16 protein-coding genes are annotated in these 18962 nt (G+C 65.7%); 2 read left to right on the forward strand and 14 right to left on the reverse strand.

What is annotated here, in order from left to right; translation table 11 throughout:
* Positions 1-31: 31 nt before the first annotated feature.
* The 14 genes from smc to BH95_RS07170 all read right to left on the reverse strand — a co-directional run bounded on the left by smc (position 32) and on the right by BH95_RS07170 (position 17575).
* Positions 32-3676 carry a chromosome segregation protein SMC gene (gene smc / locus BH95_RS07110; RefSeq protein WP_037181479.1) on the reverse strand — a complete coding sequence of 1215 codons (3645 nt, stop codon included), beginning with the start codon at positions 3674-3676 and terminating at the stop codon, positions 32-34.
* Positions 3677-3756: 80 nt separating this feature from the next.
* Positions 3757-4032 carry an acylphosphatase gene (locus BH95_RS07115; RefSeq protein ID WP_019664273.1) on the reverse strand — a complete coding sequence of 92 codons (276 nt, stop codon included), beginning with the start codon at positions 4030-4032 and terminating at the stop codon, positions 3757-3759.
* The gene (locus BH95_RS07120; protein ID WP_019664274.1) at positions 4029-4943 is read right to left on the reverse strand and encodes an SMP-30/gluconolactonase/LRE family protein; all 915 of its coding nucleotides are present in this window, start codon (positions 4941-4943) and stop codon (positions 4029-4031) included. The genes BH95_RS07115 and BH95_RS07120 overlap by 4 nt, the downstream gene beginning before the upstream one ends.
* Before the next feature lies 1 nt (position 4944).
* Positions 4945-5373, reverse strand: coding sequence for an OsmC family protein (locus BH95_RS07125; RefSeq protein WP_037159798.1), 429 nt, complete (start codon positions 5371-5373; stop codon positions 4945-4947).
* 19 nt (positions 5374-5392) lie between these two features.
* Positions 5393-6265 carry a bifunctional DNA-formamidopyrimidine glycosylase/DNA-(apurinic or apyrimidinic site) lyase gene (gene mutM, locus BH95_RS07130; protein ID WP_020110323.1) on the reverse strand — a complete coding sequence of 291 codons (873 nt, stop codon included), beginning with the start codon at positions 6263-6265 and terminating at the stop codon, positions 5393-5395.
* Positions 6258-7043: a ribonuclease III gene (rnc, locus tag BH95_RS07135; RefSeq protein WP_037159796.1), complete on the reverse strand. Its 786-nt coding sequence runs from the start codon at positions 7041-7043 to the stop codon at positions 6258-6260. The genes mutM and rnc overlap by 8 nt, the downstream gene beginning before the upstream one ends.
* A gap of 23 nt (positions 7044-7066) precedes the next feature.
* Positions 7067-7249 (reverse strand): 50S ribosomal protein L32, encoded by a 183-nt coding sequence (rpmF, locus tag BH95_RS28205; RefSeq protein WP_080733022.1) that lies wholly within the window; start codon positions 7247-7249, stop codon positions 7067-7069.
* Positions 7250-7894, reverse strand: coding sequence for a YceD family protein (locus tag BH95_RS07140; RefSeq protein WP_179275209.1), 645 nt, complete (start codon positions 7892-7894; stop codon positions 7250-7252).
* Between the two features lie 137 nt (positions 7895-8031).
* Positions 8032-8799, reverse strand: coding sequence for a DivIVA domain-containing protein (locus BH95_RS07145; RefSeq protein ID WP_019664279.1), 768 nt, complete (start codon positions 8797-8799; stop codon positions 8032-8034).
* 151 nt (positions 8800-8950) lie between these two features.
* Positions 8951-9439 carry a pantetheine-phosphate adenylyltransferase gene (coaD, locus tag BH95_RS07150; RefSeq protein ID WP_026347645.1) on the reverse strand — a complete coding sequence of 163 codons (489 nt, stop codon included), beginning with the start codon at positions 9437-9439 and terminating at the stop codon, positions 8951-8953.
* Positions 9436-10020: a 16S rRNA (guanine(966)-N(2))-methyltransferase RsmD gene (gene rsmD / locus BH95_RS07155; protein ID WP_051104844.1), complete on the reverse strand. Its 585-nt coding sequence runs from the start codon at positions 10018-10020 to the stop codon at positions 9436-9438. Before rsmD ends, coaD begins: the two co-directional genes overlap by 4 nt.
* 31 nt (positions 10021-10051) lie before the next feature.
* Positions 10052-13450: a pyruvate carboxylase gene (locus BH95_RS07160; protein WP_037181484.1), complete on the reverse strand. Its 3399-nt coding sequence runs from the start codon at positions 13448-13450 to the stop codon at positions 10052-10054.
* Between the two features lie 137 nt (positions 13451-13587).
* Complete coding sequence (recG, locus tag BH95_RS07165; protein WP_037159793.1) at positions 13588-15861, reverse strand: ATP-dependent DNA helicase RecG; 2274 nt, start codon at positions 15859-15861, stop codon at positions 13588-13590.
* Positions 15862-15889: 28 nt separating this feature from the next.
* A complete protein-coding gene (locus BH95_RS07170) occupies positions 15890-17575 on the reverse strand; it encodes a DAK2 domain-containing protein (RefSeq protein ID WP_037159790.1) in 1686 nt (561 codons plus the stop codon).
* A 229-nt stretch (positions 17576-17804) separates the two neighbouring features.
* Between BH95_RS07170 and rpmB the strand changes: the two genes are divergently transcribed.
* Entirely contained in the window at positions 17805-17996 is a 192-nt protein-coding gene (gene rpmB / locus BH95_RS07175; RefSeq protein WP_008717389.1) for a 50S ribosomal protein L28, read from the forward strand.
* Positions 17997-18167: 171 nt separating this feature from the next.
* Positions 18168-18956 carry an enoyl-CoA hydratase-related protein gene (locus BH95_RS07180; protein WP_371828047.1) on the forward strand — a complete coding sequence of 263 codons (789 nt, stop codon included), beginning with the start codon at positions 18168-18170 and terminating at the stop codon, positions 18954-18956.
* Positions 18957-18962 lie beyond the last annotated feature (6 nt).

Here is an 18962-nt window from a genome sequence, read left to right on the forward strand (position 1 = left end):
CGAGTGCGCGGGCGTGCGCTGCGCCACTCCGTCAGGAGGTGGGCGCGGCCGCTGTTTCCTCGTCCGGCGCGGTCACGCTGCCGATCGTCTCCACACGGTCGCGGTTGAGCCGCTGCGAAATGACGGTCGTGATGCCGTCGCCCCGCATCGACACTCCGTAGAGAGCGTCGGCCACCTCCATCGTCGGCTTCTGGTGGGTGATCACGATCAGCTGAGACTTCTCCCGCAGTTGTTCGAACAAGCCGATCAAGCGCCGAAGGTTGGTGTCGTCGAGTGCGGCCTCCACCTCGTCCATGACGTAGAACGGGGACGGTCGGGCGCGGAAGATCGCCACCAGCATGGCCACGGCAGTCAGGGACTTCTCGCCACCCGAGAGCAGCGACAACCTCTTGACCTTCTTGCCAGGCGGACGTGCCTCGACCTCGATTCCGGTCGTGAGCATGTCTCCGGGCTCGGTCAGGATCAAACGTCCCTCGCCTCCCGGAAACAACTTTGCAAAGACCTGCGTGAACTCCCGCTCGACGTCGAGCCAGGCATCGGTGAAGACCTGCAGGATGCGCTCGTCGACGTCCGCGACGACGTCCAGCAGATCCTTCCGAGCCGACTTCACGTCCTCCAACTGGGTGGACAGGAAGTTGTAGCGCTCCTCCAGTGCGGCGAACTCCTCCAGTGCGAGGGGGTTCACCTTGCCGAGAGTCGCCAGGTCACGTTCGGCTCGCTTCGCTCGCTTCTCCTGAGTGAGGCGGTCGAACGGCATCGGGGCCGGTGCGACCACTTGCTCACCGCGTTCCTTCGCGGCTTCGTACTCGGACATCTCCAGCTCGGTCGGCGCGAGCGCGACATCGGGTCCGTACTCGGCGACCAGATCGTCCAGGCCGATTCCGTGCTGCTCGAGAATCGTCGACTCCAGCTGTTCGATGCGAAGCGCCGCCTGCGCACGCGCCACCTCGTCACGGTGAACGGCGTCCGTGATGGACGCCAACTGGCCCTGCAGTGCACGGACCTGTTCTTTGACGCGTTCGAGTTCTGCCGTGGTGTTGGCGCGCTGTTCGGCCAGTTCGTCCCGGCGGGCTGCGGCGGCTGAGACGACATCGGCGAGTCGGGTCGCCACCCGCTCCCCTGCCGTGGCAACCGATTCCGCGACGGCAGCGGCGTGACGTCGAGCGATCATCTCCCGTTCCGCACGGGCCCGAGTCTCGCGCTCGGCCCGCGCCGCGCGACGCAAGGAATCGGCCTTTCCGCGTAGTGACTGAGCTCGTTCCTCGGCGGTGCGTACGTTCAGCCGTGCCTCCACCTCGACCGATCGCACCTCGGCCAGCGCTGCAGCTGCTGCCTCGCGCGCGTAGGTGGAGTCCTCCGAGTCGGGAGCGTCGGACGATTCCGACTGCTCGTCCTCGGCAAGACGGAGACGTTCCTCGAGCTCGGCGAGTGCTTGCAGCGCGTCCTCGCGACCGCTCTCGGCCTTGGCTCGCTGATCGGACAACCGCGCGGACTCCGCGTGCGCCGATCTCGCCAGCTGGCCCAACCGGCCGAGTTGTTCGTAGACCGCGGACATCGCCGCGTCGGATTCGTTCAACGCCGCCAGTGCCTGCTCGGCGGACTCACGCCGATCGGACTGCTCTGCCAGTGCACCCGACAGCGCTGCTTCCAGTTCGGCGGATCGACGTTCCGCTGCGGCGAGTTCGACGGTCGACGTGTCGATCGCTGCCTGCACTTCCAGCGTGCTCGGTCTACGGTCGGATCCGCCCGACACCCAGCCGGAGTCGATGTAATCGCCCGCAGTGGTCACGGCGCGGACACCGGACACGGTGCCCATGACCGACTGCGCGTCGTCGAACGACGAGACGATCACGACGTCCCCGAGCAGCGACTGCATGGCCGACGCCAGCGGCTCGGGGTAGTCGACCACGTCCAGTGCCCACCGCGCACCGTCGGGCAGGACCCCCGGCTTCGGGCGCTCGGCCGAACCCGATTCGAAGACCAGCACGGCGCGACCGCCGTCGGCTTCGTGCAATGCACGGACCGCGTCGCGAGCGACCTCGTACGAGTCGGCGAACACTGCGTCGGCGGCGGGCCCCATCGCCACGGCGACGGCCACGTCGAACCCGTCTTCGACGGTGATGCGCTCGGCCAGTAGCCCTGCAACGCCGGCCTGGCCGCGAGAGGTGAGCCAGCCCGCGCCGTCCTTGCGCTCGAGCCCCATGGTCAGAGCTTCGATGCGAGCCTGGTACGACGCCACTTTCTTGCCTGCGACACGGTCCTCGTTCTGCAATTCCGTGACACGAGCGTCTGCGCTGCGCAGCGCGGCGACGGCGCGCTCGTAGTGCGTGTCGAGGCTCAGCTCACTCGCGTCGAGACCGGAGATCTGGTCCTGGACGCTTTCGAATTCTTCCTGTGCCCGGTCACCTCGTTCGCGTGCCTCGTCGATCGCGACGGAGAGCCGGGCGACTTCGGCGTCGATGGATTCCGCCTTCGTTCGGAAAGTGTCGACCTGGCCCGACAACCGCGCGAACCCCTCACGACGGTCGGCGACGGCACGAACGGCCGCCATGTGTGCTCGTTCGGCCTCCGCGGCGGCGGACTCGCGCTCGGCCAGTTGATCGCGTGCCACTTCGAGATTTTCACGAGCGATCTCGACGGCCTCGACGAGCTCGAGCTCCTCCTCCGCCACGCGGTCGGCCTGTTGCTCGAGTTCGTCGGGATCCTGACCGCGGCCTCCTGACGGAGCCGAGTCGAGATGGCGGGCGCGCTCCTTCGCGATCCTGATGGTCGCGTTGACGCGCTCGGACAGCGCAGACAGCTGAAACCAGGTCTGCCCGGCAGCCTCGGCGCTCGGCGTGAGTCTCGCTACCGACTGTTCCAATTCACCGAGCGCGACGTTGCCTGCTTCCAGGGTGTCCTGGACGGCTGCGTACTGTTCCCGCGCGGCGGCTTCGTCCTGCGTCTGGTTGGCGAATTCCTCACGGCGGGCGACCAGATCGTCCGCCGCGAGCCGCAGCCGCGCGTCGCGCAGGTCGGCTTGCACGGTCTGGGCTCGTCGGGCGACCTCGGCTTGTCTGCCGAGCGGTTTGAGCTGACGCCGCAGCTCGGCCGTCAGGTCCGTCAACCGCGCGAGGTTGGCCTGCATGGCATCGAGTTTGCGTACGGCCTTTTCCTTGCGCTTTCGATGCTTGAGGACACCAGCGGCTTCCTCGATGAACGCACGTCGGTCCTCGGGACGCGATTCCAGGATCGCCGCCAGACGACCCTGTCCGACGATGACGTGCATTTCACGTCCGATACCCGAGTCGCTCAGCAGCTCCTGTACGTCCATGAGGCGGCACGAGTTGCCGTTGATCTCGTACTCACCGGCACCGTCGCGGAACATGCGCCGCGTGATGGAGACCTCGGTGTAGTCGATGGGAAGTGCGCCGTCGGAATTGTCGATGGTCAACGTCACCTCGGCACGACCGAGCGGTGCGCGCCCGGATGTGCCGGCGAAGATGACGTCTTCCATCTTTCCGCCGCGTAGTGCTTTGGCGCCCTGCTCGCCCATGACCCAGGTCAACGCGTCGACGACGTTGGACTTACCCGACCCGTTGGGTCCGACCACGCAGGTGATTCCCGGTTCGAATCGAAGAGTCGTCGCCGAAGCGAAGGACTTGAAGCCCTTCAGCGTCAGACTCTTGAGATGCATGGCGTTTGACAGTACCGGGTCGCACCGACGCGCGGGCACACGCACATCGCGTCACACGCGCGTCGGATCACCCCGGCGCGTCAGCGTTCGACGAAACCGATGATTCCGCCCCGGGGCGGGTCCCAGCTCTCGACGACGAGCGAGACCGACCCGGGCGTCGCGCCGCCGCGGAGAAGTGCCAGCAAGCTCTCCAGCCGGTCTCTCGGGCCTTCCGCGACCACCAGGACGCGGCCGTCGGACTGGTTGGTCGCCGATCCGATCAATCCCAGCTCGAGTGCGCGAGATCGCGTCCACCATCGAAATCCGACGCCTTGCACGTGTCCATGTACCCAAGCCGTCAATCGCTGGTCCGTCACGGCGTCAGCTTTCGCACGGATCCGTCGAAGCTCGTTGCGTACAAAGAATTGTCGTCCCAGCCCGGTCCACCGAACTCCACCGAGGACGTGAGCGGCACACCTGTGCCGACCACGCACGACGAACCCGTGGCGGGATCGACACGCAGAACGCGTCCGGCGAGATTCTGAGCCAGGTAGATCATGCCGTCGGGCCCGACGGTCATGTCGTCCGATGCAGTGAACGGACCGAACCCGTCGACGGGCAGGATTCTCGCCGGGCCGGCTGGATCGTCGACGTCGAGTGCGGTGATGCGCAACGACGGTTCGAACGTGTCGGCCACGTACAGCGCGTCTGCGTCCACCGCGATGCCGTTGGCGGTGCCGAGGTCGGTGCGGACGACCGACGGCACGTGCGGTGAGGCCGACGGAACGACGGTCAGACCTGTCGTGAGTCCGAGGTTGCGCGTGGTGAACAAAGTTCCGTCGTCCGTCCGTGCGAGACCGTTGGGCATCACGAGACCGGCGGCGTACGTGGAACGGACCCCCGACGACAGGTCCAGCATGTCCACGGTGCCGTCCGGCGTGTCGAAAAGACCTGCTGCGGTGCCGTTTCCGGTCGTGAAGTACAGCACCGAGCCATCGACGACCAATCCCCCGGGCGACGTCACGTCGTCCACGGCGACGGACCTGAGGCCGTCCTGCGAGAGCGCCTGGATCCGCCCGGGACCGAGAGGGGACGTCTCGGACAGGTACATCGTGCCGTTCTCGCCGAACGCGAGGTTCTCGAGCATGCCGTAGCCGGTGGCCACGGTACTGACCGACCACTCCGTGCACGCAGGCGCTGCGCTCGCGGCGGGAGCGGTCACCAGCAGTCCTGCGGCCAGCGTGCCTGCTACTACCGCAGCCCCGACCGTCGTGTCAGGCGTCCACACGTCAGCGGTCGATCTCGATGGCGAGACCGACCGTGGTGCCGGCCTTCAGGGTGCGACCGACGGTGCACACCTTGTCGATTGCGCGTTCGACGACGGTCAGGAGTCGTTGCTGAGCCTCCGGATCCAGTTCGCTCAGGTCGACCTTCAGGATCTCGCTCAGCTCCGGATACAGCTCGTTCTCGCGGTCGGCGGCACCGGATACCTCGACGGTGGCGTCGTAATTGTCGCCCAGTCTGCGGGACAGCGGCAGATCCGAGCTCATTCCGGTGCAGGCCGCGAGTGCAATTTTGAGCAGTTCGCCCGGCGTGAACACGCCGTCGACCGACTCCGATCCGATCAGAACCTCGGCACCGCGTGAACTCTTGCCGGTGTATCGGCGGGTTCCGGTGCGTTCGACCCAGAGTGAAGTAGGAGTGCTCGTCTCAGCCATGAGAGCCGATTGTAGGGGCCTAGCTCACCGGTCGGGTCGTGCGCGGTCGAGGTTGGCACTTGGGGCAGCTGTACGAGCTGCGGTTCATGAACTTCTCACGACGGATGGGGCTTCCGCACCGTGAGCACGGCAAGCCTTCCTGCCCGTACGCGTCGAGGGAGCGATCGAAGTATCCCGATTCGCCGTTGACGTTCACGTACAGGGCGTCGAACGACGTTCCGCCCTGCGCCAACGCTTCGCCCATCACGGCGTGCGCTGCAGTCAACAACCGACGCAACGCCGGCCTGCTCAAGGTCTCGGCGATACGGTTTCCGTGAATCTTGGCCCGCCACAATGCTTCGTCCGCGTAGATGTTTCCGACACCGGACAGAACGGTCTGATCGAGGAGCGCTCGCTTGATCTCGGTGTGTTTGCCTCGCAGGACGTTCACGACCGACTCCGCGTCGAACAGCGGATCGACCGGATCCCGGGCGATGTGCGCGACCGGTTCGGGAACGATGGTCCCGTCGACATCCGTCAGTGGTGCAATTGCCCAACCCCCGAACGTGCGCTGGTCGACGAAACGGAGATCTGCCCCGTTGTCCAGGCGTGCGCGGATGCGAAGGTGCTTCTCGTCCGGCACCGTCGGTGGCTGTACGAGCATCTGACCGCTCATTCCGAGGTGCACGACGACGGCGATGTCGCATGGTTCGAGAGGAAGCCACAGATACTTGCCACGACGCTCGGCGGCCGCGATGCGACGTCCGCGCAGCTGTCCGACGAAATCCCGTGACCCGGGGAGGTGCCTGCGGATCGCGCGTGGGTGCAGCACGTCGACCGATTCGATCGTGGAGCCGACCACGTGCGCGGCCAATCCGAGTCGGACTACCTCGACCTCGGGAAGCTCAGGCATTCACGTCGGGGTCGGTGTCGGTGTCGACGGACAGTGCATTCCAGGCAGTGCTGGCCGCCTTCTGCTCCGCTTCTTTCTTGTTGCGGCCGACACCGACACCGAGTGCACGGCCACCGACCAGAACGGTGGCGGTGAATTCCTTGTCGTGATCGGGGCCGGTCGACGAGATCTCGTACGCAGGTACCCCGAGCGACTGTTCTGCCGTCAGCTCCTGCAGGCTCGTCTTCCAGTCGAGTCCGGCACCCAGTCGCGGTGCCCGCTCGAGCAACTCCGCGAAGAGTCGGAGAACGACTTCCCGCGCGGTGTCGATACCGTGCTGAAGGTGAATAGCACCCAGTAGCGATTCCATGCCGTCGGCCAGAATGCTCGCCTTGTCTCGGCCGCCGGTCTGCTCCTCGCCCTTGCCGAGCAGGAGGTGTGCGCCGAGACCGCCGTCGCCGAGGCCGCGCGCGACCTCGGCGAGTGCATGCATGTTGACCACGCTCGCTCGGATCTTCGCGAGCTCACCTTCGGACTTCGCCGGGTGAGCCAGGTACAGCCGCTCGGTGATGGTCAGGCCGAGGACGGAATCTCCGAGGAATTCGAGTCGTTCGTTGGTGGGCAGACCTCCCCGCTCGTACGCATACGAACGGTGTGTCAGTGCCAAGGTGAGGAGTGATTCCTCCAGAACAACGCCGAGAGCGGCGAGGAGTGACCCATGGTCGTCCTCGCCGCTACCGGCTGTTGCACTCTTCTTCGTAGCTGAGCTACGTACAGCTGGGCTGCTTTTGTCGATCACAGCGCGTCCGATCCCGAGAAAGATCAGACTGCTGCTGCGACCTGGCGGCCCTTGTAGGTGCCGCAGGACGGGCACGCAATGTGGGGCAGGGTCTTCTCGCCGCAACCACGGTTGGGGCAGGTGACGAGGGTAGGCGCAGTGGTCTTCCACTGTGCACGACGCGACCTCGTGTTGGAACGCGACATCTTGCGCTTCGGGACAGCCACTTACTTCTCCTCGACTTCGTTGTTCACAAGTTCTGTGCTCGGTTCTGAATCCACGCCAAATTTGGCTGCAAGACCAGCCCAGCGAGGATCAAGTATGTCATGACTGTGGCCGGATTCCGCAATCGCCAGGCGAACGCCGCATTCGGGGCACAATCCCTCGCAGTCCTCGCGGCAGACGGGGTGCAGCGGAAGCTCCAGCCCGACGGAATCCACGATGACCGGTTCGAGGTCGATCCGATCGTCGAGAACGCGGTGAATCTCGTCCTCGTCGGTCGTTTCTTCCGTGACGCTGTCCGGATAGGCGAACAGCTCGGTGAGGTACAGATCCACCGAACCGGTGACCGGCTCCAGACAGCGGGTGCATTCGCCTGCAGTGTCGGCGCGGACGGTGCCGGTCACCAGCACGCCCTCGGACACTGCTTCGAGCCTCAGATCGAGTTCGACGGGAGTATCGGCTTCGATTGCGATTGCATCGAGTCCGATTCGGGTCGGCGCGGCCACCGTGCGCTGGATCTCCTTCATCGACCCCGGCCGACGGCCGAGGTTGTCGATATCCAGAGCGAAACCCGAGCCCGCGGAGGAACTGGGGGTACTGCGACGGGTAGACACAACGATTCTTTCTTCTCGAAAACATGGGAACGACATCACGACAAGTCGTCACCTACTACCGTCGAGACGGGAGCGGGCAACCACTCAACGATACGCACGCACGCATATGTGGGCAAACTCGGGGGCGATCACGCCCCGACCGAAGTCCGATTCAGGCCCGATTCAGGCCCGATTCAGCGGCGTGGTCGACGAAAGTCGTCCGCCGTATCGGATCCGTAATCGGGGACCCCGGATCCGGTACGCAGTTGCTGACGACCGCGCCCGACGGATCGGATGGTGCCGGTGAGGAACTCCTCGAATTCCGCCAGCTTCGTGTCGACGTACACGTCGCATTCGCTGCGCATGCGGTCGGACTCGGCGTGGGCGCTGTCTATCACCCGTGCGGACTCGGCGTGCGCAGCCTGCACCACCTCTGTCTGTGCGACGAGTCGTGCCTGCTCCTCGGTCCCGTCGGCGACGGACCGATCGTAGGAGGCCTGGCCGGCCTCGATCATGCGATCAGCCTCCGACCGTGCCCTGCTCGTGAGGGCGTCGTATTCCTGCTGTCCCTGCTCGACGGTACGTTCGGCAGAGTCGGTGGCGTCGTCGACGAGCTGTTCCGCGTGCGCCTTCGCTTCGGCGACCATGCGATCGGCCTGAGCTTTGGCGTCGGCGAGAATGCGGTCGGCAGAGTCGCGAGCATTCTCGACCGTGTCCTGCGCCTCGTTGTTCGCGGACGTGACGGTCTTCTCCGCCGTCGCCCGCGCGTCGCCGACCAACTTGTCCTTGTGGTCGAGAACATCCTGGGCGTCGTCGAGTTCTCCGGGAATGGAGTCGCGAACGTCGTCGAGAAGTTCCAGCACATCGCCACGAGGTACGACGCAGCCGGCTGTCATGGGAACTCCGCGCGCCTCCTCGACGATGGCAACGAGTTCGTCGAGTGCCTCGAATACGCGGTACACCGCCCACCCCAATCGTCTAGGTACTTCTAGGTACTGGCCGTGGTCGGTCCAGTGACTGCCAGTTTGCCTGGTGATCGCCACGTCTGCGAAACACCGACGTCGGTGTGTCGCTCGATGTGGGCGGCGCGGCCGCACGTGGCGGCCGCCGTGCTCACTCGGCCGCGCGCTCCGCGATCCTGGCCAGCAATCGTGTGTGCACGTGCTCGGGCACCATGTCCGCGACGTCACCGCCGAACGTCGCCACCTCCTTGACCAACGAGCTCGACAGGAAGCTGTACGTCGGGTTGGCCGGGATGAACAGCGTGTCGACACCCGAGAGCTTCTGGTTCATCTGAGCCATCTGCAGTTCGTAGTCGAAATCGTTCGCTCCGCGCAGTCCTTTCACGATCGCGGTGTACCCCTGCTCCTTGGCGTAGTCCACCAGCAATCCGTACCACGACGCGATCCGTACGTTGTCCAGATGCGCTGTCGCTTCGGCGATCATCTCGATGCGCTCGTCCACCGTGAAGAGTCCACGCTTGCTCTTGTTGATCATCACGGTCACCACGATCTCGTCGAACTGCGCTGCAGCTCTTGTGATGACGTCGAGGTGACCGTTGGTCACCGGGTCGAAGGATCCAGGGCACACCGCTCCAGTCATGGCTGCACGCTATCACCGGCGGGTTCGTCGTCCGTGGTGGCGATCTCGATGCGCGTCTCGCCGTATTTCTTGACCTTCTCCGGCAGCAACCCAGGGGGCCACACGGTTTCGGCCGAGCGACTCGATCGCTCGAGGACGACGACGGCGTCGTGTGCCAGCCATCCTCCCTCCACGAGGGCTTCGAGCATGTGTCCGACGGCGGCGTCGGTCACCGCGTAGGGCGGGTCGGCCAGCACCAGATCGAACGCGGTGTCCGCCGACCCTGCCAACACCGACGCGACCGGCGCACAGCGGACCGATGCCCCGGCGATTCCCACCGCTGCGGCGTTCTCACGGGCCACTGCCGCGGCACGCGCGTCGGACTCGACCAGCACCACTTTGTCGGCCCCGCGGGAGAGCGCTTCGAGTCCGAGCGCTCCGGATCCGGCGAACAGGTCGAGCACCGAGGCGCCCTCCAGATCCATTCGGGCACCCAGTGAACTGAACACCGCCTCGCGCACTCGCTCCGATGTGGGGCGAGTGCCGCGAGGCGGCACCTTCAGCTTCCGGCCTCCCGCGATGCCTGCGACGATCCGAGTCATCCACGGGAGTTTACTCATCCGGCGTTCACGGCTAGTCCGCCGAATCACCGCCGATGACGATGAGTAGGTCGCCGCCTTCGACCTGCTGGACACCACCGATCGCGAGCCGCGAGACGACACCGGCCTTGGGAGCGGTGATCGCCGCTTCCATCTTCATGGCCTCGATCGTGGCGACGACGTCGCCTGCTGAAACGTTGTCGCCCTCGGACACCGACAGCGTCACCACTCCGGCGAACGGTGCGGGCACGTGACCCGAGTTGGCTTTGTCCGCCTTCTCGACCGACGGAACGTCCGAGCTGATCGAGCGGTCGCGGACCGACACGGGCCGCAACTGTCCGTTCAGAATGCACATCACCGTGCGCATTCCGCGCTCGTCGGCGTCGGATATCGCTTCGAGACCGATGAGCAGCTCCACGCCCTTCTCGAGCTTGACTCGGTGCTCCTCGCTCTGGCGCAGACCGTAGAAGAACTGATTGGCGGACAATCTGGAAGTGTCGCCGTACTTCTCGCGGTGCGCAGCAAGCTCGGCGGTCGGACCGGGAAACAGCAAGCGGTTGAGCGTGTCTCGGCGCTGCGCCGAGGTTCCGTCCAACGCCTTCTCGTCCTCGGCCGAGACGGGGGTTTCCTCCTTGGGCTCCGACCGTCCCTCCAATGCCTTGGTCCGCAAGGGCTCCGGCCAACCACCGGCAGGTGTGCCGAGCTCGCCGCGCAGGAAGCCGACGACCGAGTCGGGGACGTCGTACTTGCGCGGATTCTCCGCGAACTCCTCCGCCGAAGCGCCCGCGCCGACCAGAGCGAGCGCCAGGTCGCCGACGACCTTCGACGACGGGGTGACCTTGACCAGACGGCCCAGCATCCGGTCCGCCGCAGCGTAATTCGCCTCGACGGTCTCGAACCGGTCGCCGAGACCCAGCGCGATCGCCTGCTGACGGAGGTTGGACAGCTGGCCTCCTGGGATCTCGTGGGTGTACACACGGCCGGTGGGCGCCGGGAGTCCGGACTCGAACGGCGCGTAGACCTTTCGCAGCGCTTCCCAGTAGGGTTCGAGATCGCACACTGCTTGCAGATCGAGGCCGGTGTCGTACTCGGAATGTGCCGCGGCAGCGACGATCGCGGACAGCGCGGGCTGACTCGTCGTACCTGCCATCGCGGCGCTGGCACCGTCGACCGCGTCGGCTCCTGCTTCCCACGCCGCGAGATACGTCGCCAGCTGACCACCAGGGGTGTCGTGCGTGTGCACGTGCACCGGCAGATCGAAGTTGGACCGCAGCGCCGTCACCAGAGTCTTCGCTGCCGGGGCTCGCAGCAGACCAGCCATGTCCTTGATGGCGAGCACGTGCGCACCGGCGTCGACGATCTGCTCCGCGAGCTTCAGGTAGTAGTCCAGCGTGTAGAGCGACTCGTTCGGATTCGACAGATCACCGGTGTAGCTCAGCGCCACTTCCGCTACGGCCGTTCCGGTTTCACGGACGGCGTCGATGGCAGGACGCATCTGATCGACGTTGTTGAGCGCGTCGAAGATCCGGAAGATGTCGATACCGGTGTCGGTGGCCTCGGCCACGAACGAACGCGTCACCTTCTCCGGGTACGGGGTGTACCCGACGGTGTTCCGCCCGCGTAGCAACATCTGCAGCGCGATGTTCGGTACCGCTTCGCGCAGCGCTGCGAGCCGCTCCCACGGATCCTCGTGCAGGAACCGCAGCGCCACATCGTATGTCGCTCCGCCCCACGCCTCGATGGACAGCAGTTCCGGGGTGGTGCGTGCCACGTAGGGCGCCACCATCAACAGACCCGACGTGCGCACGCGAGTGGCGAGCAGCGACTGGTGCGCGTCACGGAACGTCGTGTCGGTGACGCCGACGGCCTTGCGGTTACGCAGGTCCCGGGCGAAGCCCTCGGGCCCGAGCTCGAGGAGCCGCTGGCGGCTGCCGTCGGGAATCGGTGCCGAGAAATCGACCTCGGGCAGCTTGTCCTGGGGGTAGACCGTGGAGGGCCGCTCGCCGTGCGGCTTGTTGACCGTCACGTCGGCGAGGTACGCCAGGATCTTGGTACCGCGGTCACCGGATGTGCGGGCGGTCAACAGCTCCGGGCGTTCCTCGATGAACGAGGTCGTCACCCGTCCGGCCGTGAAGTCCGGGTCGACGAGCACGGCCTGCAGGAACGGGATGTTGGTCGCGACGCCGCGGATACGGAATTCGGCGACGGCCCGACGCGCACGCGCGACGGCAGTGTCGAAATCGCGTCCTCGACAGGTGAGCTTGACGAGCATCGAGTCGAAGTAGGCACCTACCTCGGCACCGAGGGTGGTGCCGCCGTCCAAGCGAACACCCGCGCCGCCCGGTGTGCGGTAAGCGGTGATGCGGCCGGTGTCGGGGCGGAATCCGTTGGCCGGGTCTTCGGTGGTGATGCGGCACTGCAGCGCGGCGCCGCGCAACACGATGTTGTCCTGGCTCAGGCCCAGATCGGCCAGGGTCTCCCCCGACGCGATTCGGAGCTGGGACTGTACGAGGTCGACGTCGGTCACTTCTTCGGTGACCGTGTGCTCGACCTGGATTCGCGGGTTCATCTCGATGAAGACGTGGTTACCGCGGGTGTCGAGCAGGAACTCCACCGTTCCCGCGCAGGAGTACCCGATCTCTTTAGCGAAGGCGACGGCATCCGCGCAGATCTTCTCTCGAACACCGTCGGGCAGGTTGGGCGCGGGAGCGAGCTCGATGACTTTCTGGTGACGTCGCTGCAGGCTGCAGTCGCGCTCGAAGAGGTGGACCACGTTGCCCTGGCCGTCGGCGAGGATCTGTACCTCGATGTGGCGCGGATCGATGACGGCCTGCTCGAGGAAGACAGTGGGGTCGCCGAAGGCGGATTCGGCCTCGCGTGCAGCGGCCTCGATCGACTCACGCAACTGAGCAGGCTCGGCGACGCGGCGCATTCCGCGGCCACCACCACCGGCGACTGCCTTGACGAACACCGGAAACGTCATCGATTCCGACGCCGCGACCAACTCGTCGACGTCGCTCGACGGCTCCGACGACGCCAGCACCGGCAGGCCTGCACGTTTGGCGGCCGCGATGGCCCGTGCCTTGTTGCCCGTCAGCTCCAGCACCTCGGACGACGGACCGACGAACGTGATGCCCGCCTCGGCACATGCGGCCGCCAGATCCGGATTCTCCGAGAGAAAGCCGTAGCCGGGGTACACCGCGTCGGCGCCGGAGCGTTTGGCGGCAGCGACGATTTCGTCGACGGACAGGTACGCGCGAACGGGGTGACCCTTCTCGCCTATCTCGTATGCCTCGTCGGCCTTCGTCCGATGAACCGAGTTACGGTCCTCGAACGGGAAGACGGCCACGGTAGCGGCACCCAACTCGTACGACGCGCGGAACGCACGGATGGCGATCTCACCGCGATTGGCAACCAACACTTTGGAGAACATTGGCCAAACCTACCGCCGAAGATCACCGCCGATGGGCAACCCGTCTCGAAATGTGGGATGAAAAGCCCAACTGCAGCATCTGAAACGGTGCAGTCCCGAAAATGCCGGAGCTCGTACCCCTCCGATCCGGCTCCGTTTCAGGATTTGTCGAGATACTCCGCTCGGTCCGATCGCCACGCGGACTTCATCATCGACGCGATCCCGGGATGGCGTTCCAGGTCGGGATCGCCGTCGAAGATGGTGCGCGCGCAGGAGTGCGCGTCGTCGATGACGTCCTCGTCCTCGATCAGTGACAGCAAGCGCATGCTGCTGACGGTTCCGGACTGTGCCGCACCCAGGACGTCGCCTTCCTTACGAGTTGCGAGGTCGAGATTGGCCAGTTCGAATCCGTCGTTGGTCGAGGCCACGGATTGAAGACGGGAGAAGGACTGCCCGTGCGGACTGAGCTGGCTGATCATGATGCACAGACCTTGGTGGCCGCCACGCCCGATTCGGCCGCGGAGCTGATGCAACTGGCTGATCCCGAAACGGTCCGCGTCCTCGATGACCATGACCGTCGCGTTGGGGACGTCGACGCCGACTTCGACGACCGTGGTGCACACGAGAACGTCGATCTCGCCTGCATTGAATGCGGACATGGCTGCGTCCTTGTCGTCCGGGTGCATACGCCCGTGCAGAAGGCCTACTCGGAGATCGGCCAGGGGCCCGGTGCTCAGCAGCTCGTACATCTGAAGCGCCGACTTGGTCTCCGGGAGGTTCGGACCGTCCGTCATCGCGCTCCTGGTCCGTCTCTTCTCCATCTGCTTTTCCTCGTCGTCGCCGATTCGCGAGCACACGACGTAGGCCTGCCTGCCCTGGGCGACCTCCTCACCGATGCGTTGCCATGCCCGATCGACCCACGCAGGTTTCTCTGCGGAGGAGACGACACTGCTGACGATGGGGGAACGTCCGCGCGGCAATTCGTCGAGGATCGAGGTCTCCAGGTCGCCGAGGGACGCGAGCGCGATGGTGCGCGGAATCGGCGTCGCGGTCATGACGAGCAGATGCGGACTGATGCCGTCCTTCGCCTTACCGCGCAGCGCGTCGCGTTGCTCGACGCCGAAGCGGTGCTGCTCGTCGACGACGACCATGCCGAGATCCATGAACGACACCCTGTCCTGGATCAAGGCGTGGGTTCCGATGACGATGCCCGCGTCACCGGTCACGACGTCGAGCAGCGCCTTCTTCTTCGCCGCCGTTCCCATCGACCCGGTCAGCAACGTGACCCGGGTGGCGAGGTCGTCCGCACCCAGTTCACCGGCGCCCGCGAGGGTGCCGAGCATCGAGTTGATCGAGCGCGCGTGCTGAGACGCGAGAACTTCGGTCGGAGCCAGCAGTGCGCACTGATGGCCTGCGTCGACCACCTGCAACATCGCCCGCAGCGCGACGATCGTCTTTCCCGAGCCGACTTCACCTTGCAGCAGCCGCGACATGGGGTGCCCACCGGACAGGTCGGCGGAGATCTCGCCGGCGACCTTGCGTTGACCCTCGGTGAGGGTGAAGGGCAGCCGACGCTCGAACTCGGCTGCGATCCCGTCCTCGCGTGCGACACATACCGGGGCGGTCCGGGTCGACACGTCGCGCCGCCTGGCGGCGAGTACCAATTGCACCGCCAGTGCTTCGTCGAACTTGAGGCGATCCCTGGCGTGCTTCTTCTCTTCGACCGAATCCGGAAAGTGAATCCAACGGAGCGCGGTGTCCAGGGAGACCAGACCTCGCTCGGCCAGCACGACGTCGGGAACCGGGTCCTCGACCGGGGCAAGTCTGTCGAGAACCCACCGGACGCCCCGCATGAACGTCCAACTCTCGACGTCCTTGGATGCCGCGTACAGCGGTACGAAACTGCGCTCGAAGATCGTCATGTCGACACTGCCGGAGTCGTCGACGGCGCCCCGCGCCACGCCTGCCAGCGCGCCGCCGCCGACGATGCGACCGGAGGGAACGACGGCTCCGTCCTCGTCGTCACCGCCGAGGATCACGTAACCGGGGTGCGTGAGGTTCCACTTGCGGCCGAAATACTTGACCTTTCCCGAGAACATGCCTTTTTTGCCGGGCAGCAGCACGTGCTTCAGCTTGTGCGGGCTGAAGAACGTCGCGTCGATGACCTGCCCTTCGGCGGCCAAGGACACCGCGAGGAATTGGCCTTTTCTCGCTTTCATGTCCTTCAGAACCGCGGAGGTGATGGTCGCGACGATGGTGATGTGCTCACCCTCGGGCGGCTCCTTCTCGGTGAGCTCGGCGCCCTGGGTCATGTACCGGATCGGGTAGTACCTCAGCAGATCTTCGACGGTGTGCAGGTCGAAGTGCTGGGCGAAAGGTTCGGCGACCTTCGTGCCGAGGACCGCGTCGAGGCGATCTGCCATGTCCACCATCGTCGTTACCTACCCGACCCTCTCTCGTTCACTCCACGCCCAACTGGACCACGTCGCCGGGTTGCCCTCCCGTGTAGAGCATCACCTCGACCCCGGGGTGCCGATCCGCGACATGGCGAGCGAGCACATCCACGACGTCGTGTTCTTCGTCGCCGGTGCCGGGCGCACCGCGCAGCATCGTCACCATCTCACCTCCCACCGACAGAAGTTGGTCCAGCAGTACTCGTCCGGCAGAGATCACATCTGCGCCGATCACGACGACGTCGTGTCCGACCAGACCGAGGCCGTCACCGGGCTCGCACGTCCCCACCCAGGTCAGAGACCGTTCTTCGGCAATCCTGAGCGAAGCCCACCGAGTGCCCGCTGCAGCCTCGGACATCGCGTAGGCATCGTCGACGGCCGCGCGGGCTGGATTGTGCACGGCGAGCGCGGCCAACCCCTGCACCATCGACGACGACGGCAGCATCAGGACCTCCTTCCCTGCCGTGCGGGATGCGATGGACACCGACACCAGTTCCTGGGCGGACAACGCGCCGTTCGGCAGAACCAGCACCTCGGTGTGCGGGGCTCCGACGATTGCGGCACACAGTTCCGCCGGACCCACCTCGGCGGTGTCGCAGCGCAGTACCGCGGCTCCTTCGACGCTGTACAACTCTTCCGCTCCGTCGCCTGCGACGACCGCGAGAATGCCGCGTCCGCGGACGCCTCCCGGGTGGTCACCGTCGGTTCCGTGGCTGTCGGCGTGGGAACCCCCTGCGTCGAGTACCTCGATCCGAACGTTCTGCAGTTGCCCGAACTGCAGTCCTGCCTCGACTGCGAGGCCTGCATTCGCCGTGTGCACGTGCGCGGTCCACGATCCCGCGCCGTCGCCTGCGACCACGACCGAATCACCGAGTTCGCCGAGGGCGGTGCGCAATCTCAGCACATCGTGATCGTCCATACCGCGGATGGAATAGAGCACTTCGAAACCCAGGGCGGGCCGTGCGAGGCGATGTACGGGGACGACCGTGGCGTCGACAGCAGGTCGCACGGTTCCGAGCTCGGTTCGGTGGTATCGCCGACGCGTCACCTCGGTGCCGGTCACGATCGACGCCAGCGCGTCGAGCATCACGACGAGACCGAGTGCACCCGCGTCGACGACTCCGGCGACGTCCAGGGCAGGTAGTTGGGTGCGGGTTGCCTCCAGAGCCGACGCCGCGGCCTCCGATGCGCTCGACGCGACCGCCTCCAAGTCGCCGGGCGGGCGGGACTGCGCTGCCGTCGACGCAGCCGCGAGGACGGTCACGATGGTGCCTTCCATCGGAACGCTCACCGCTTCGAGAACCAGGTCTCCCGCACGGGCCAACGCAGCCTGCACTCCTGCGCCGTCGAGGGCACCTGCGGCGCACTGCTCGGCGACCGCCCTCAGCACCTGGGACACGATGACACCGGAGTTTCCGCGCGCCCCGGACACGGCTCCGCGGGCGAGAGCCGCGGCCGCCTCGGACAGCGTGGCGTCGGCTCCGACGGTGCGCATGCACTCGACGGCCGAGCGGACGGTGAAGACCAGGTTGGTCCCGGTGTCCGAATCGGGGATCGGGAAGACGTTGAGTTCGTTCATCTCGTCACATCGATCGCTCAGTCCGTCGACGCACCGATAGGCCCACTGCTTGATCAGGTCGACGGTGAGCTCGGTGTGCGGTCGACGAATCCGGCCGCCGGACTGCTCACCCATCTGCGCCGCTCCCCCGATTTCGCCTGCTTCGTCCCGAGCAACAGTAGACTCGAACTACCCGCGAGTGCCGGTCAGGCACCGACGGTGGGCTGGCGGTTTGGTTAATCTGCACCGCGCCGCTATTCTTGCAGGGTTGCCCGATGAGGAGCGGCGTGTTCTTGCACGTCGAGGTTCGTCGGGCGTACGTCCCACTGTTAACGATCAATCATCTATCAAGGAGTTCGCGACTATGGCTGCCGTCTGCGACGTATGCGCCAAAGGGCCCGGCTTCGGTAAGTCGGTCTCGCACTCGCACCGACGGACCAACCGTCGTTGGAACCCGAACATCCAGACCGTTCACGCCCAGGTTGCCCCCGGTAACTCGAAGCGTATGAACGTCTGCACCTCGTGCCTGAAGGCCGGCAAGGTGGTTCGCGGCTGATTTCAGCCCCCGAGCAACGAGAGAGCCCCCACCACCGAATCGGTGGTGGGGGCTTTCTCGTGCGGTGAGAACTTGCGCCGAGAACGTGCACCGAGAGGACGTGGACCAACAAGTGCGGATCCACCCACCGCGATGTATGTGGACGAGCACGGCCGCGTTACAGTGCGAAGCGTGATCGAAACCGAAAGTACCGGCCACGTGGAACTACTCGACGGTGTACTGCACATCACCGTGGCGACAGACGCTGCAGGTACCTCGCTGGACGGCAACGCCATGGTTGCCGGTGCGGACGCACTGCATGCTCTCAACTCCGGTGAGCTTGCTGCGGGAAGCGTCCTTCTCGTCGGCTCCGGGAAGAATTTCTGCGCGGGTGGAAACGTCCGTGCATTCGCTTCCGCGCCCGAACGCGGCGCGTACGTGCGCACCGTCGCCGACGCGTTCCACCGCTTCGTGCTCGAGCTCGCCGCTGCCACCGTGCCAGTCGTGGCCGGAGTCCAAGGCTGGGCAGCAGGCGCGGGTATGAGTCTGGTGTGTCACGCCGACGTGGCCATCGGCGGCCGCGCCACCAAACTTCGTCCCGCCTACCCCGGCATCGGGTTCACTCCCGACGGCGGACTGACGTGGACACTTCCTCGCATCGTCGGCCCGGCACGAGCACGCGACATTCTGCTGAACGATTCGATCCTGAACGGAGAGGAGGCAGTTCGCCTCGGCATCCTCAGCAGGCTCGTGGGTGACGACATCATCGGAAGCGAAGCCGAACGTCTTGCACGAACCCTCGCGGCCGGGCCTACCCAGGCGTTCCGCGGAACCAAGGCATTGCTTCAGAACTCGGAAACCAACACTCTCGCAGAGCAACTGGAAGCCGAAGCCGCATCGATCTCGGCTGCTGCCGACGGACCGACGGGACGAGAAGGAGTGGACGCGTTCGTGGAGAAGCGCCGCCCCGACTTCAGCTGAGGCAGA

Origin of the sequence: Rhodococcoides fascians A44A, assembly GCF_000760735.1 — a bacterium.
GTDB classification, from domain to species: domain Bacteria; phylum Actinomycetota; class Actinomycetes; order Mycobacteriales; family Mycobacteriaceae; genus Rhodococcoides; species Rhodococcoides fascians_E.

Excerpts from the sequence above, each read along its gene's own strand:
- rpmB (WP_008717389.1), top strand. The coding sequence starts at position 17,805 with ATGGCTGCCGTCTGCGACGTATGCGCCAAAGGGCCCGGCTTCGGTAAG.
- BH95_RS07140 (WP_179275209.1), bottom strand. The coding sequence starts at position 7,894 with ATGTCGTTCCCATGTTTTCGAGAAGAAAGAATCGTTGTGTCTACCCGT.
- BH95_RS07160 (WP_037181484.1), bottom strand. The coding sequence starts at position 13,450 with ATGTTCTCCAAAGTGTTGGTTGCCAATCGCGGTGAGATCGCCATCCGT.
- BH95_RS07125 (WP_037159798.1), bottom strand. The coding sequence starts at position 5,373 with ATGGCTGAGACGAGCACTCCTACTTCACTCTGGGTCGAACGCACCGGA.
- recG (WP_037159793.1), bottom strand. The coding sequence starts at position 15,861 with ATGGTGGACATGGCAGATCGCCTCGACGCGGTCCTCGGCACGAAGGTC.
- rsmD (WP_051104844.1), bottom strand. The coding sequence starts at position 10,020 with ATGACTCGGATCGTCGCAGGCATCGCGGGAGGCCGGAAGCTGAAGGTG.
- BH95_RS07170 (WP_037159790.1), bottom strand. The coding sequence starts at position 17,575 with ATGGGTGAGCAGTCCGGCGGCCGGATTCGTCGACCGCACACCGAGCTC.
- mutM (WP_020110323.1), bottom strand. The coding sequence starts at position 6,265 with ATGCCTGAGCTTCCCGAGGTCGAGGTAGTCCGACTCGGATTGGCCGCG.
- smc (WP_037181479.1), bottom strand. The coding sequence starts at position 3,676 with ATGCATCTCAAGAGTCTGACGCTGAAGGGCTTCAAGTCCTTCGCTTCG.
- coaD (WP_026347645.1), bottom strand. The coding sequence starts at position 9,439 with ATGACTGGAGCGGTGTGCCCTGGATCCTTCGACCCGGTGACCAACGGT.